We start from the raw sequence: 14,553 nt of genomic DNA, 5'->3' as shown, positions 1-14,553 counted from the left end.
CTTTTCCAGAAACCTCATGCTCAAGCGAATCAACGTCCAACAGCTTACCCTGGGAATGTATCTCAAGGATTTCTGCGGCTCCTGGATGGAACATCCGTTCTGGCGATCGTCGTTTGTGATCACCGATCCGAAGGACCTGGCGAGCATTCGCGCGAGCAGCATCACGGAGGTCTGGATCGATTGCGCGCAGGGCCTGGATCTGGCGCCGGATGTTGCGCCGGTCGCGGTCGCCGATACGGCAACCCAGGTCGAGGTCGAACTGGCCAGCACTTCCAGCGAGAAACGCGATACCGAAGCGGTCAGCAGTAACGTCGAATTCGCTCGCGCGGCCAAGATCGTCACCAAGTCACGGGAAGCCATCACCGCGATGTTTGGTGAAGTGCGCATGGGCAAGGCCATCGATACCGTCGGCGTGCAACGACTGGTCGCAGAGATTTCGGACTCGATGAGCCGCAACCCCGGCGCCCTGATCAGCATCGCACGCCTGAAGACTGCCGATAATTACACCTACATGCATTCCGTGGCCGTTTGCGGGTTGATGGTCGCCCTCGCCAGACAGCTTGGCCTCGATCCACAACAGACGCAGTCTGCCGGCATGGCGGGGCTGTTGCACGACATCGGTAAGGCTCTGATCCCGATCTCGGTTCTGAACAAGCCCGGCAAACTGACCGACGCGGAGTTTTCGCTCGTCAAGTCGCATCCGGAAAAAGGCTATCGGATATTGCTCGCGGGCAGTGGCGCTGACGCGGTCGCCCTGGATGTCGTTCTTCACCACCACGAGAAGACCGACGGATCCGGCTACCCGAAACGCCTGAAGGGTGAGGACATCAGCCTGTTTGCCAAAATGGGCGCCGTCTGCGACGTCTACGACGCGATCACCTCGGATCGGCCCTACAAGGCCGGCTGGTGCCCGGCCGAATCACTGCGTCGGATGACCGAATGGACCAAGGGCCATTTCGAACCGAGAGTCTTTCACGCTTTTGTCAAGACCATCGGCATTTACCCGATCGGCACGCTGGTGCGCCTGAGTTGTGGCCGACTCGGCGTCGTCATCGAGCAGGGCAGCCATTCGCTGCTCCGCCCGCAGGTCAAGACATTCTTCTCGACACGCTCGAACGAACGTATCCTGCCGACGATCATCGACCTCGAGCACACGGAGGATGCCTACAAGATCGTCAACATCGAAGACCCTGAGAAATGGAAATTCAACAACCTCAGCGAGATCTGGTCGGGTTTGCCCGGTCCGCCCGCATGATGGGAGGCAAGGCATCACCGATCAGCCTCGAAATGGCCTGGATCTGGCCGAACGGTACTGCATCGTATCCCCAGGCGTCGCTGCGTCCGCAGGGACCGGGAGTGGCGGTGCTATAATCGCGCGTTCCTTTCCGGTGCCCTTCCGATGCTGATCACTCGTCGCCTCGAATTCGACGCCGGCCATCGCATTCCCGACCACCTGAGTCAATGTCGGCATCTGCATGGGCATCGCTATGCAATCGAGATTACACTTGCCGGCGACATCATTCGCCAAGACGGCGACCCGGCCAACGGCATGGTGATGGATTTTTCCGAAGTCAAGACCCTGGCCTGCACACATCTGGTCGATGCCTGGGATCATGCCTTTCTGGTCTATGCCGGCGACCTGCCAGTGGTGAGTTTTCTGGCGTCGCTGCCTGAACACAAGACAGTGCTGCTCGATTGTGTGCCAACGGCCGAAAACCTTGCGCAGAAAGCCTTCTCGATTCTCGAAGCGGTCTATCGGGACCGTTATGGCAGGCGCTTGCGTCTCGAGTGCTTGCGCCTCTACGAAACGCCCAATTGCTGGGCGGAAGCGGTTCGCGAGTAGAGGTGGACGAGTCGCGCATGCGTGCCAGCCCGGCGATCTGAAGGAGAGGGCGGCATGAGCTTTCGCATCCTCAACGCCGGGGATACGGCGCTGACCATCGAGTTTGGCGAGCACATCGAGCGGCACCTGCTGACCGCGGTCGCGGCGCTCGACGCAGCGCTGGCGCGGGCGATCGACCGCGGCGAGCTGCACGGGATCGTCGAAACGGTGCCGACCTTCCGTTCGCTGACCGTCATCTATGACCCCCTGCTGTGCTCGCGTGCCGAAATCGAACCAACCATTACGACACACGCAGATGCTGCACTGCGATCGTTGGTGGCCAGGGATGGGCCGCGTCGCGGACGTGTATGGCAATTGCCGGTGTGTTACGGCGACGAGATTGCTGCCTGCGGGCCGGATCTCGATGAACTGGCACAGGCTTGTGGCTTGGCACCGGCCGAGGTGGTTCGTCGGCATGCTTCCGTCACCTACGAGGTCTACATGCTTGGCTTCCAGCCGGGTTTCGCCTTCCTGGGCGATCTGCCGGAGCTGCTCTCGCGTCCGCGCCATCGCGAGCCACGCCTGCGGGTACCAGCGGGCAGTGTGGCGACAGCCGGCACCCTGACTGCGATCTACCCTTGGGAAAGCCCCGGTGGCTGGCACCTGCTGGGCACCTGCCCGGTGCCGCTGTTTTCGGTGAACTGGCCACAGGCGGCGCTGCTCCTGCCTGGTGACCGGGTACGCTTCCGGGCGGTTGCCGCCAGCGAGTATCGCTTGCTACGCGCGGAAATGCCAAAGTTGCGCGCGGCAGCGCAGCCGCCGCAGGCTTTTCTGGCCGATGGCCAAACCGAGCGATGAATGCGTTTCTCGAAATCGTCAGACCCGGCGCACTGGCTTCGCTCCAGGATCTTGGCCGACCAGGGTTCCGTCGGCTTGGCGTACCGCGCGCCGGTGCACTGCAACCGGACTGGCTGCGCCTGGCCAATGCCTTGCTTGGCAATGACGAAGATACCCCGGCGATCGAATTCCTTGTCGGCGGTTTGGCAGTGCGTACGCTCGACTCACCGGTGCAGCTCGCGCTGGCCGGAAATTTTTCGGCTGCAGTAATCGGCGCCGACGGCTGTCGTCGCCTCGACTCCTGGCGCAGTGTGACGCTTTCGCCCGGCGAGACCCTGCGTTGTGGCATGCTGTCACCGGGCCGGGTCGGCTACCTCGCGCTAGCCGGGATCAGCATCCCGAAACAACTCGGCAGCGCATCGACGTATGCGCCCGCCGGCCTCGGTGGCCTCGACGGTCGCTGCTTGTCGCCCGGAGTCCGCCTGCCGGTCGGCCAGGGCAGGGCCGGCCAACAGATGCTGCGGACCTTGCCGCCGCTGGACGCGGCGCCGATTCGCGTCGTTCCCGGACCGCAGGAGGATTACTTCACTGCGGCGTCGCTAGCCTGCTTCCTGGGCGAGGCTTACCAGATTTCCGCAGCGGCCGATCGCATGGGCATGCGTCTGGAGGGTCCGGTGCTCAGACATCGCCCCGAGAAAGGCTTCGAGATTACTTCGGACGCGACTGTGCCAGGATCGATTCAGGTGCCGGGCCAGGGACAGCCGATCGTGTTGCTCGCCGATGGCCATACCGCTGGCGGTTATCCGAAGATCGCCACGGTGATCTCGGCTGATCTGCCGCGTCTGGCCGTGCTGGCACCGGGACAGTGCATCCGCTTTGCTGCCGTTTCGGTCGCGGATGCCGAACGAGCGGCGCGCGCTCGCGCGGCAGCCCTGCACGCACTGATCGCCGGCATCGGGCCGCTGGTGGAAGTGGGGATGCCTGATCTGCAGGCGATTTATGCCGCCAATCTGGTCAGTGGTGTTGTCGATGCCCGAGAGGAGGATCCGGTGGCCCGGACGGCGACGCCTGTACAGGATTCACCGTCTTCACGGTGGGAGAGAGGATGACCCGCAGGATCAATCTCAACGCTGACCTCGGCGAAAGCTTCGGGGTCTGGGAAATGGGCCGCGATGATGAACTGCTGCGCATCATCGGTGCGGCCAACATCGCCTGTGGTTTCCATGCCGGCGATCCGCTGGTGATGCGCCGCACGGTCCGACAGGCACTGGCTGCCGGCGTCAGCCTTGGCGCACATCCATCGTTTCCTGACCTGCAGGGTTTCGGCCGGCGAGCGATGCAACTTCCGGCCGCAGAACTCGAAGCGATGCTGATCTACCAGATCGGCGCCCTTGCCGGCATTGCACAAGCCGAAGGCGGGCGGCTGACGCATGTCAAGCCGCATGGTGCGCTGAACAATATGGCCTGTGAGAATGCGGCGCTGGCGGGCAGCGTCGTGGCCGCGATCAAGAGCTTCGATCCTGCGCTGATACTGCTCGCGCCAGTGCTTTCGCAGCTTTTGCTGGCGGGTGCAGCCGCGGGCCTGAAAGTCGTCGCCGAAGTCTTTGCCGACCGCAGTTACACCGACGCCGGCAAACTCGTGCCGCGCAGCCAGCCCGATGCCGTTCTCCACAGCGCCGACGCTTGCGTCGAGCAGGTCCTGCGCATGCTCGACGCAGACGGAATCGTCAGCCTGAGCGGCCAGATGATCCGCACCGAGTTTCACAGCATCTGCGTGCACGGCGACGGCCCGCAGGCAGTGGCCGCAGCGACCGCCATCCGTACCGCACTGCTGAACGCCGGTATCGACCTGGTGAAGCTTCCGGAAGTGCTCAAGTCCGCGTCTGACGTTTCGCCAGCAATGGTTTAGAATGCCGGCATCGTTGGTGAAGGTAGGGCGTGGCAGCGCTTGCGATCCTGGCCTGCCCCGCTTGCTGCCCGACAAACGCGAGAGCCCCCCCTCGGATAGCGGAAAGACGCCGATGCCTCACAGAGTTCTCAAAGTCCCCGAGCGGGGAATGATCGATGCCTACGAGGGCCTGCTCGCGGCGCGCAATTTTCAGGCCGACGCCGCGCAACGCGCAGCCGCCGAACGCTTGCAGCGCCTTTATTATGAGCTGCTGTCGTTCAAGGTCGGGCGTCGCAGCACCTTGCGGCGTCTCTTCGCACCGCCGGAAGTGCCGCGTGGCGTCTATTTCTGGGGCGGCGTCGGACGCGGCAAGAGCTTCCTGATGGACTGCTTTTTCGACGCGGTGCCATATCGTCGCAAGCGCCGGATTCATTTCCACGCCTTCATGCACGGGGTGCATCGGCAGTTGAACGAACTCAAGGGCGAGAACGATCCGCTGCTGCGGCTGGCCGAGCGCATCGCTACAGACGTGCGGCTGCTCTGCTTCGACGAGTTTCACGTTTCCGACATCGCCGATGCGATGATCCTCGGCCGCTTGCTCGAAGCGCTCTTTGCCCACGGGGTGGTATTCGTGATGACTTCCAATTACCCACCCGACAGGCTCTATCCGAATGGCCTGCAGCGCGACAACTTTCTGCCGACAATTGCCCTGCTCAAGTCGCGGCTGGACGTGCTCGAAATCGATGCCGGGGTCGATTATCGGCTACGAACGCTCGAGCAGGTCGAGATCTTTCATTACCCGGCCGACGCCGCGGCCGAGCAGAAGATGGCCGGGTATTTTGCCGCCATGGCCGACGGCGAAGGCGAACCGGGTGGCACCATCGAGATCCTCGGGCGCAATATTCCAACACAGCGCCGTGGCAACGGCGTGATCTGGTTCGATTTCAAGTCACTGTGCGGTGGGCCGCGTTCGCAAAACGACTACCTCGAACTGGCGCGCGGCTATCATACGGTACTGCTTTCGGCGATTCCCAGGATGTCGGCGAGCATGTCATCGGAGGCACGGCGTTTTACCTGGCTGGTCGACATCTTCTACGATCACAAGGTCAAGCTGATTGCCACCGCCGATTGTGGCCCGGACGGGTTGTACACGCAGGGCACGCAGGCCAGCGAGTTCTGCCGCACCGCCAGTCGTCTGACCGAAATGCGTTCACGCGCGTATCTCGGCTTGCCGCATCTGTCGTGATCAACAGTGCCTGGCGGCCAGTGCGGCTGGCCAGAAGTAAAGCCTAGAAGATCTCCAGATCCACACAGAGCCGATTACCTCCGGCTTCCTGCGCTGCGCTGAGCAGTGGCTTCAGGTGCTCGATCAATATCGATGAATCTTCGCCGCTGTATTCGGTGACCCCGCCACTGATCGTCAGTGGCGCCCTGGTGTGGTGCGCATAGGTCGCCTCGACCGCCGCGAGTACGCGCTCCAGACCGATCATCGCATCATTGATGCGCACATTGGGCAGAATCAACAGGAACTGATCGGAAGCAAAGCGGCCCACCATGTCGAACTCGCGCAGATTCCTGCCCAACAGTGAACCGACCTCGGCGAGCAGGCGATCACCGGCTTCCCGTCCATTCGCTGCACAGAAATCGGCGAAGTCATCAATGGTGATCAACGCCAGGGAAAAAGGGGTACCGTAACGGCGAGCACGGCGATCCTCATCGTCGAGCAGCAGTCTGATATAGCCTTGATTGAAGACCCCGGTGAGTGGGTCGTGTGTCGGCATGGACTGGCTTGCCAACTGACGGTCACGGGTCAGATTGGCCAGGGCCAGGAGGACACGTCGCAGACTGCCATCATCGGCGAATACCGGAAAGGCACTGGCCCGGTACCAGTCGGTGGCACCGGACGCAGCCTTCCGGATACCGATGGCCCGATGCCGAATGACCTGCCGCGTCTGTACCACCTCCCTTTCAGGGCGCTGGTCGACAGCCAGTGGCTGGCCGTTCTCATCTTCCCATACGACCGGTGTATCGCCAAGCAGGGTGGCGGCTTGAGTGTTGCGCAGCTGCAGGGAACCGTCGGCAGAGAAGACCAGCAGGGCAATGTCGAGACTGTCGAGCAGTGTCGCGTAGTTTCCGATTTCGACATCATCGGCACGCAGGTCGACGGGTGGCAGGAGGGGTGGGCTACTGGACATCTGCGGGCATCACCGGGAAAGAACGATGTCTGCATGTTAGCCCAAAATCCCGCCCTGCGCTCGTCGTGAAACCATTGATATTAAGAGCGCTTCGGATGGGTCAGGAAAACCATCCAGCAGTCGCCAGTGCATGTCCCAGGTCGTCGATCAGGGTGATCAACAGCGCATCGCCTGTTGACCAGTGCGCCTGGCCGGGTAAAGCCTATAAAATCTCCGGGTCTACGCAGAGCCGGTTGCCGCCGGATTCTTGCGCCGCGATCAGCAGTGGTCGCAGATGCTCGATCAGTGTCGCTGAATCTTCGCCGCTGTATTCGGTAACGCCACCGCTGATCGTCCACGGCAGCCTGACGTGACGCGAATAGGTCGCCTCGACTGTTTCACGGACACGTTCCAGGCCGAGCATCGCATCGTGGATGCAAACATTGGGCAGAATCAAAAGGAACTGATCGGAACCAAAGCGGCCAACCATGTCGAAGCCACGCAGACTCTTGCCCAACAGGGAACCCACCTCGGCAAGTACCTGTTCGCCGGCTTCCCGTCCATTCGCCGCGCAGAAATCGGCAAAGCCATCGAGGGCTATCAGCGCCAGGGCAAAAGGGGTTCCGTAACGTCGGGCGCGGCGATCCTCGTCGTCGAGCAACAGCCTGATATAGCGTTGGTTGAAAACCCCGGTGAGCAGGTCGTGTGTCGGCATGGGCCGACTTTCGCTTGCCAGATGGCTATAGGGGGTCAGTTTGGCCAGGGCCAGGAGGATACGTCGCAGACTGCCGTCGTCGGCGAACACCGGAAAGGCTCCGGCCTTGCACCAGGCCGTGGCACCCGATACGGTCTTTCGGATGCCGATGGCCCGATGAAGAATGGCCTGCCGCGTCTGTGCCACCTCCATTTCGAGGCGGTGGTCGACGGCCAGCGGCTGACCATTCTCGTCTTCCCATACCACCGGTGTATCGCCAAGCAGAGTGGCGGCCTGATTGTTGCGCAAATGCAGTGAGCCATCAGGCGAGAAGACCAGCAGGGCAATGTCGAGGCTGTCGAGCAGCGTTGCGTAATTTCCGATTTCGACATCATCGGCACGCAGGTCGACGAACGGCGGAAGGGGTGGGCTACTGAACATCTGTAAGCATTACCTGCACACAACGATAACCGCATGTTAGCCCAAAACCTTGCCCTGCGCTCGTCGTAAGGCCATTGTATCTCAGGGCTTCCGTCAGGCGGCCAGTGCCTGCTCCAGGTCATTGATCAGATCGTCGACATGTTCGATGCCGATCGAAAGGCGAACCATTTCCTCGGAGACGCCCGCCTTGGCCAGTTCTGCCGGGGCCAGTTGGCGGTGCGTGGTCGATGCCGGGTGACAGGCGAGTGACTTGGCGTCGCCGATGTTGACCAGCCGGGTAAACAACTGCAGCGCATCCTGAAATCGCGCGCCCGCCTCCGAGCCGCTGCAGCCGTCGCCCTTGACACCAAAGGTGAGAATCCCGGAAGCCTTGCCGTCCATGTATTTCTGGACCAGTGGGTGGTCCGGATGATCCGGCAGGCCGGCGTAATTGACCCACGCTACCTTGGCGTGGCCCCGCAGGTAGGCGGCGATCTTTTCGGTGTTGGCGCAGATGCGGTCCATGCGTAGCGGCAGCGTCTCAATGCCCTGGAGAATCAGGAAGCTGTTGAACGGCGAGATGGCGGCACCCATATTGCGCAGCGGCACGACGCGTGCACGACCAATGAAGGCCGCCGGACCCAGGGCTTCGGTGTATATCACTCCGTGGTAGGAGACATCCGGCTCGTTGAGGCGCCTGAATTTCATCTTGTGCTCAGCCCAGGGAAAGCGCCCGCTATCGACGATCATGCCGCCGATCGAGTTACCATGACCGCCGATATACTTGGTCAGCGAGTGAACGACGATGTCGGCGCCGTGCTCGAAGGGACGGCACAGATAGGGCGAAGGAACCGTGTTGTCAACAATCAGGGGCAGACCATGGCGGTGCGCAATCTCGGCGAGCGGCTCGAAGTCGGTGATATTGCCAAGCGGATTGCCAACCGACTCGCAATAAATGGCCTTGGTCTTGCCGTTGATGAGTTTTTCGAAACTGGACGGCTCGGCGTGGTTGGCAAAGCGCACCTCGATGCCGTACTGTGGCAGGGTGTGTGCGAAAAGATTGTAGGTACCACCATAAAGTGTTGCTGCCGAGACGATATTGTCACCGGCTTCGGCGATGGTCATGATCGCGTAGGTGATCGCCGCCTGGCCCGATGCCAGCGCCAGTCCGCCGATGCCGCCTTCCATCGCGGCAACGCGCTTTTCGAGGACATCCTGGGTCGGATTCATGATGCGCGTGTAGATGTTGCCGGCCACCTTGAGATCGAACAGGTCGGCACCATGCTGGGTGCTGTCGAAGGAATACGAGCTGGTCTGGTAAATCGGTACGGCGACCGCCTTGGTCGTCGGTTCGGGACTGTAGCCGGCGTGGACGGCGAGCGTTTCTAGTTTCATGCAGGTTCTCCCTGGAGGGTTGGTGCTTGGGCAAGGGTCAATCTTAGCATCTCGGATGGCCCACCTAGATGCCTGGGAACTGTCCATTGCCGATGCGCACGCGGTCGCCGCTGCGCCACAGCGGCGCTTGCGATTCGTTGACGGTGCGCATGCTGCCATCGTTGAGGCGAACCGTGACCTGGTACTGCGGACTGACGCGTCCCCTTTTCGTCACCTCGCGTACGTCAATAATGGTACCGCAGTCCCGGCAGACACCAACAGCATGTCGGCTGTGGTCGACGTAAAGCGCGTTCTCCTGTTGCGGGTCGTTCGCTATCGGCCTGGTGCCACGGCTAGCGTAGTCGGAGCTGAAAGACGCAGTGGATCGCGCGAGGGATCGCCCCTGGTTGACAACTGCCTTGCTCGGTCGAGTGGCGACATGCTTGCTTGCCTGGCTTGCAGGAGCTTCGCTGACGGTATGCACCGTGACCCTAGAGCCGGCAGGGATGTTCAGCGTCGCAGCCTTTTCCGCGGGTACGGCGATGGAGGTCGGCGTCGGTGCGCTTGCCACTTGCGGTGCCATGGGGCTCGGCAGCCAGCCGAGCAGCGCCGCGACGCCGGTGAGGCTGAACAGGGTGACCGAGGCTGCGGCAACGAGAATCATCGGGTGGGTGCTTGTGGACTGGTTTTCCATACCCTGGATTTCCTGGAAATAAAAATCTCAGTGTAACGCTTTGCGGGCAGCCATGGAGGAAGAGCACTGCGCAACGTTTACGGTCAGGCTTGGCGCAAAAGTCACCCGTCGATACGCGGCGCGGCGTCGCTGTGCCACCGCTGGCTGCGGCCACGCAACAGGAAGCGACCGGGATCGACGGCGCTAACCAGGTCGTCGGCAAGCGGCAGTGGCGCACCGGTGATCAGGCAGGCCAGCAATTCGCCAGCGAGCGCCGACCAGACGATGCCACGGGCGCCAAAGCCGTTGATCAGGTAGAGTCCTGGTAGACGCGGCATGGCGGCGAGCGGCAACGACGGGCGCGCCGGATCGATGGCGGTGGCGTCGGCGAGCGCGCCGATCATCGGCAGCCGATCCGGCGACAGCGGGCGGAAGCCGACGCGGCCGCCGAGTTGAGCCGGGTCGATGCCCTGGCTGTAGCCTGGCAGGATGAAATCGAGTTTGGCCAGGTTTTCGGCATGGTCGGCCTGGCGCAGTGCACTTTCCTGGTTGTCGACGCAGAAGGTCGCACCGGCGCAGCGCAGACCTTCGATGGCCGGCGTCACGTAGCCGAGGCGGCAGACGACGATGGCCGGCGGCGAAGCCGTCTCGGCCGGCAGATGCGAAACCTGCCCGCGCGCAGCGCGTAGCGGCAGATGCGCGGCGGGTGAAAAGCATCGGGTAGCCGCTGCGTTGGCCAGAATCAACACCGGTGCGGCGGCGATGAGCTTGCCAGCGGCGTCGCAAGTTTGCCAGAGACCTGACTGCCGTCTGATTTCTGCGACCTGGCATCGAAAGTGCGACTGGATCGCCGTCGCCTGGCGAGCCAGGTTGGCCCGACAAAGCGAAGCGGGATCGACCCAGCCACCACCGGGGAACCACCAGCCGCCCTTGGCAACCGGCCAGCCGGCCAACTGGCTGGCTTCGTCACGGTCGACAAAGCGCAGTTCATCGGCTGCAGGCTGCTGGATCTCGACCACCCGCTGCTGTGTCGCGGCGTGTTTGTCGTCCCGCGCCAGATGCAGCACGCCGGTGCGGCCCCAGAGCAGCGGCAGACCGGCGGCAGTCAGCGACTGGAGATGCGCACAGGCGTGGACGAAACCGGCCCGCGTCAGTCGTGCCAGGCGGTTATCGTCGACCGAGGGCAGCGGGCGCAGGACGCCGGCAAGATTACCCGAAGCGCCCTCGCCAGGTGCCGCGGCGCGCTCGATCAGATCGATCGTCCAGCCGCGTGCCGCCAAGCGTTCGGCGGCGCTACTGCCGGCCAGACCGGCACCAATGACGATTGCGTGCTGTGGCATGCACTGGGAGTGCCGGTCAATGTGTGTTCTGGCTTGCTGCAGTTGCCTACTCCGGCCGCATCTGCGGGAAGAGGATCACGTCACGAATGTTTGCCGAGTCGGTCAGCAGCATCACCAGCCGGTCGATGCCGACGCCGCAGCCAGCGGTCGGCGGCAGTCCGTATTCAAGAGCGCGGATGTAGTCGGCGTCGTAGTACATCGCTTCCTCGTCACCGGCCTCCTTGGCTTGCGCCTGTTCGAGGAAGCGTGCCGCCTGGTCTTCGGGGTCGTTCAACTCGGAGAAGCCGTTGGCGATCTCGCGGCCGGCGATGAACAACTCGAAACGCTCAGCGACCTCGGGATTGCTGTCGCTACGGCGCGCCAGCGGACTGACCTCGGCCGGGTAATCGATGATGAAGGTCGGGTCCCAGAGATCAGCTTCGGCAGTCTCCTCGAAGAGCTTCAGTTGCAGCGCACCGAGCCCGGATTCCGCACCGACCTCGACCTTCATCGCCGTCAGTTTTGCACGCAACCAGGCGGCGTCGCCAAGTTGGGCGATGCTGAAGCCGGGATGGAACTGGCGGATCGCTTGGATGATCGTCAGACGGGCAAAGGGCTTGGCGAAGTCGATGCTGCGCCCCTGATATTCGAACACTTCGCTGGCCAGCACCGCGCGTGCGCTGTGGCGCAGTAGTCCTTCGGTGAAGTCCATCAACTGGCGGTACTCGGAGTACGCCTCATAGAATTCCATCATCGTGAATTCGGGGTTGTGGCGCGGGCTGAGCCCTTCGTTGCGGAAGTTGCGGTTAACTTCGAAAACCTTTTCAAGGCCGCCGACAACGAGACGCTTGAGGTATAACTCCGGCGCGATGCGCAGGAACAGCGGCATGTCGAGCGCGTTATGATGTGTCGCGAAGGGGCGCGCGGTTGCGCCGCCGGGGATCGGATGCATCATCGGCGTCTCGACTTCGAGGAAGCCGTGATCGATCATGAAGTTGCGGATCGACTGCACGATGCGGCTGCGGACGGCGAAGGTGAAGCGGGATTGCTCGTTGGTGATCAGGTCGACGTAGCGCATGCGGTATTTCAGTTCCTGGTCGGTCAGGCCGTGGAACTTTTCCGGCAGCGGTCGCAGAGATTTCGAGAGCAACCGGATTTCCGTGCACTGCACGGTCAGCTCACCGGTGCGGGTGCGAAACAGCGTGCCGACGGCCCCGACGATGTCCCCCATATCCCATCGCTTGAACGCCGCATAGATTTCATCGCCAACCTGGTCACGGCTGACATAAGCCTGGATGCGGCCGGAGAAATCCTGAACGGTGATGAATGAAGCTTTTCCCATCACCCGTTTGAGCATGATGCGCCCGGCGATCCGGACGGTGACCGGCACTGCCGCGAGTTCTTCAAGCGTTTTGCTGTCGTAGACATCGCTGATCTTGCCGGCGGTATTTTCGCGCGCAAAGTCGTTCGGGAAGGCCTGGCCGCTCTGCCGCCATTCGCCAAGCTTGGCACGACGATCGGCAATGATGTGGTTTTCGTCCGGCTGCGGCGAAAGATCGGGGAGGTTTTCGGTCGTGGACATGATGGGAGTTTCGTTTCTAATGTGGAAGTGGCTTCAGCGACTCACGAGTCACCACGCCCCACTCGCGGGGGCGAAGACGAGGTTTCGCGAGTACTCCTCGGAGCCGCCGCGGCCGGCCTGCGATGCAGCGCGTGCCGTGGGAGAGAGCAGCGATCATGATTTTAATGGTCGCAGGGGCCTGGAAAAGTCATGACTGTTGGTGCTTGAGCAGGTTAGGCATACGGGTTCAGACGCCCTGTTTCAGGCTGGCTTCAATGAACTGGTCGAGGTCGCCGTCGAGCACGCTCTGGGTATTGCCGACTTCGACGTTGGTGCGCAAGTCCTTGATTCGCGACTGGTCGAGCACATAGGAACGGATCTGGTGACCCCAGCCGATGTCGGACTTGGCGTCTTCGAGCTTTTGCTGCTCGGCCTGGCGCTTGCGCATCTCGGCTTCGTAGATGCGCGACTTCAACATCGCCATTGCCTCGGCACGGTTGCGATGCTGCGAACGGTCATTCTGGCACTGCACGACGATGTTCGTTGGCAGATGCGTGATGCGCACCGCCGAGTCGGTCTTGTTGATGTGCTGACCACCGGCGCCGGAAGCGCGATAGGTATCGATGCGCAGATCGGCCGGGTTGATGTCGACTTCGAAGGAGTCGTCGATTTCGGGGTAGGCGGTCACCGAGCAGAAACTGGTGTGGCGGCGCGCATTCGAATCAAAGGGTGACTTGCGGACCAGTCGATGGATGCCGGTTTCCGAACGAAGCATGCCGTAAGCGTAGTCGCCGGAGAGCTTGATGCTGGCCGTCTTGATGCCGGCGACTTCGCCTTCCGATTCCTCGAGCACTTCGACCGCGTAGCCCTTGCGTTCGCCGTAGCGGATGTACATGCGCAGCAGCATCGCCGCCCAGTCCTGCGCTTCGGTACCGCCGGCGCCGGCCTGGATGTCGACGAAGCAGTTGAGCGGGTCGGCAGGGTTGTTGAACATGCGCCGGAATTCGAGGCCGGAGACCTCCTTCTCGATGGAGTCGACATCTGCAATGACCGCGTTCAGCGTGTCGTCGTCATCCTCCTCGCGCGCCATCTCGAAGAGGTCGCTGGCGTCGCGCAGGCCATCGCCGATGCGGCTCAGCGTCAGCACGACGTTTTCCAGCACGCGTTTCTCGCGTCCGAGTTCCTGCGCGCGCTCGGCGTTGTCCCAGACCTTCGGATCCTCGAATTCGCGCGCAACGGCCTTTAACTGATCAGCTTTCTGATCGTAGTCAAAGATACCTCCGCAGTTCGGTGGCCCGCTGACCGAGGTCGGCGAGCCGGTTTTCGATGAGGTTGAGCTGTTCGGCTTCCATGATGGACCCTGCTTGCTTGATGAATGAACTGCGCATTATATACGTGCGGCGTGCCGAACCGGGCAGGCAGGCGGGGATCCAGCAGTTCTCATTTCAAAGCCACGCAAAGCAGCTGTTGGCGTAGGTTGGCGTGCGAAGATTGGCGGACTTTGGCGGTGAAGCTTGAGGGAAACTCCGGCTATTCTAAAAATAATTCTGGTAAACAGTGTGTTATAGTGTTTACCTCGAACTTGATCGAAGTATCGATGATTTTTCAGGTGCCCAGCCCATTTCCACCGTTTCCCCCAGGGCAATCGCATGAATCTTATACAAGCCCCAAGATTTGCGCCCGGAAGCTGTCGGAAGTCGCGGCGATGAGGCGCTGCACCTGAAGACCGCCCTTGCGTTTCAAGGGCGCGGTGCACAGGAGGTTGAGGACCCACTGGCGCAGGAACGCAAG

At 62.0% G+C, this 14,553-nt stretch carries 13 protein-coding genes; 6 read left to right on the top strand and 7 right to left on the bottom strand.

Annotation, left to right across the window (positions count from 1 at the left end; all coding sequences use genetic code 11):
• Positions 1 to 16: 16 nt before the first annotated feature.
• From AW06_RS02700 to zapE, 6 genes are all read left to right on the top strand, one after another.
• Positions 17 to 1,255 carry an HD-GYP domain-containing protein gene (locus tag AW06_RS02700; RefSeq protein WP_034945185.1) on the top strand — a complete coding sequence of 413 codons (1,239 nt, stop codon included), beginning with the start codon at positions 17 to 19 and terminating at the stop codon, positions 1,253 to 1,255.
• 144 nt (positions 1,256 to 1,399) lie between these two features.
• Positions 1,400 to 1,843, top strand: a complete 444-nt coding sequence (gene queD, locus AW06_RS02695) for a 6-carboxytetrahydropterin synthase QueD (RefSeq protein ID WP_034945182.1) — start codon at positions 1,400 to 1,402, stop codon at positions 1,841 to 1,843.
• A gap of 54 nt (positions 1,844 to 1,897) precedes the next feature.
• Positions 1,898 to 2,680 carry a 5-oxoprolinase subunit PxpB gene (gene pxpB / locus AW06_RS02690; RefSeq protein ID WP_034945180.1) on the top strand — a complete coding sequence of 261 codons (783 nt, stop codon included), beginning with the start codon at positions 1,898 to 1,900 and terminating at the stop codon, positions 2,678 to 2,680.
• Positions 2,677 to 3,768 (top strand): biotin-dependent carboxyltransferase family protein, encoded by a 1,092-nt coding sequence (locus AW06_RS02685; protein WP_273704323.1) that lies wholly within the window; start codon positions 2,677 to 2,679, stop codon positions 3,766 to 3,768. Before pxpB ends, AW06_RS02685 begins: the two co-directional genes overlap by 4 nt.
• Positions 3,765 to 4,568: a 5-oxoprolinase subunit PxpA gene (locus AW06_RS02680; RefSeq protein ID WP_034945177.1), complete on the top strand. Its 804-nt coding sequence runs from the start codon at positions 3,765 to 3,767 to the stop codon at positions 4,566 to 4,568. The genes AW06_RS02685 and AW06_RS02680 overlap by 4 nt, the downstream gene beginning before the upstream one ends.
• A gap of 112 nt (positions 4,569 to 4,680) precedes the next feature.
• A complete protein-coding gene (zapE, locus tag AW06_RS02675; protein WP_034945241.1) occupies positions 4,681 to 5,793 on the top strand; it encodes a cell division protein ZapE in 1,113 nt (370 codons plus the stop codon).
• Between the two features lie 43 nt (positions 5,794 to 5,836).
• On the opposite strand, the gene AW06_RS02670 is transcribed toward zapE, so the two are convergent.
• The 7 genes from AW06_RS02670 to prfB form a co-directional block, all read right to left on the bottom strand.
• Positions 5,837 to 6,742 carry a sensor domain-containing diguanylate cyclase gene (locus AW06_RS02670; protein WP_034945174.1) on the bottom strand — a complete coding sequence of 302 codons (906 nt, stop codon included), beginning with the start codon at positions 6,740 to 6,742 and terminating at the stop codon, positions 5,837 to 5,839.
• Positions 6,743 to 6,944: 202 nt separating this feature from the next.
• Positions 6,945 to 7,856 carry a GGDEF domain-containing protein gene (locus AW06_RS19765; RefSeq protein WP_273704322.1) on the bottom strand — a complete coding sequence of 304 codons (912 nt, stop codon included), beginning with the start codon at positions 7,854 to 7,856 and terminating at the stop codon, positions 6,945 to 6,947.
• Between the two features lie 93 nt (positions 7,857 to 7,949).
• On the bottom strand, positions 7,950 to 9,230 hold the full coding sequence (locus tag AW06_RS02660; protein WP_034945171.1) for an aminotransferase class I/II-fold pyridoxal phosphate-dependent enzyme: 1,281 nt from the start codon (positions 9,228 to 9,230) through the stop codon (positions 7,950 to 7,952).
• A gap of 64 nt (positions 9,231 to 9,294) precedes the next feature.
• On the bottom strand, positions 9,295 to 9,903 hold the full coding sequence (locus AW06_RS02655; protein WP_034945168.1) for a hypothetical protein: 609 nt from the start codon (positions 9,901 to 9,903) through the stop codon (positions 9,295 to 9,297).
• Positions 9,904 to 10,004: 101 nt separating this feature from the next.
• A complete protein-coding gene (gene mnmC, locus AW06_RS02650; RefSeq protein ID WP_273704321.1) occupies positions 10,005 to 11,222 on the bottom strand; it encodes an FAD-dependent 5-carboxymethylaminomethyl-2-thiouridine(34) oxidoreductase MnmC in 1,218 nt (405 codons plus the stop codon).
• A gap of 46 nt (positions 11,223 to 11,268) precedes the next feature.
• The gene (gene lysS, locus AW06_RS02645; protein WP_034945165.1) at positions 11,269 to 12,783 is read right to left on the bottom strand and encodes a lysine--tRNA ligase; all 1,515 of its coding nucleotides are present in this window, start codon (positions 12,781 to 12,783) and stop codon (positions 11,269 to 11,271) included.
• Positions 12,784 to 13,009: 226 nt separating this feature from the next.
• Positions 13,010 to 14,114 (bottom strand): peptide chain release factor 2 gene (gene prfB, locus AW06_RS02640; RefSeq protein ID WP_138679046.1). Its coding sequence is split into 2 segments (ribosomal slippage): positions 13,010 to 14,032 and positions 14,034 to 14,114, totalling 1,104 coding nucleotides; the frame shifts between segments, so codons are not numbered across the junction.
• Positions 14,115 to 14,553 lie beyond the last annotated feature (439 nt).

It is taken from the genome of Candidatus Accumulibacter cognatus (assembly GCF_000584975.1).
GTDB classification, from domain to species: domain Bacteria; phylum Pseudomonadota; class Gammaproteobacteria; order Burkholderiales; family Rhodocyclaceae; genus Accumulibacter; species Accumulibacter cognatus.
The sequence above is the reverse complement of the archived record's forward strand: the minus strand, read 5'-3'. Positions and strand labels throughout refer to the sequence as shown.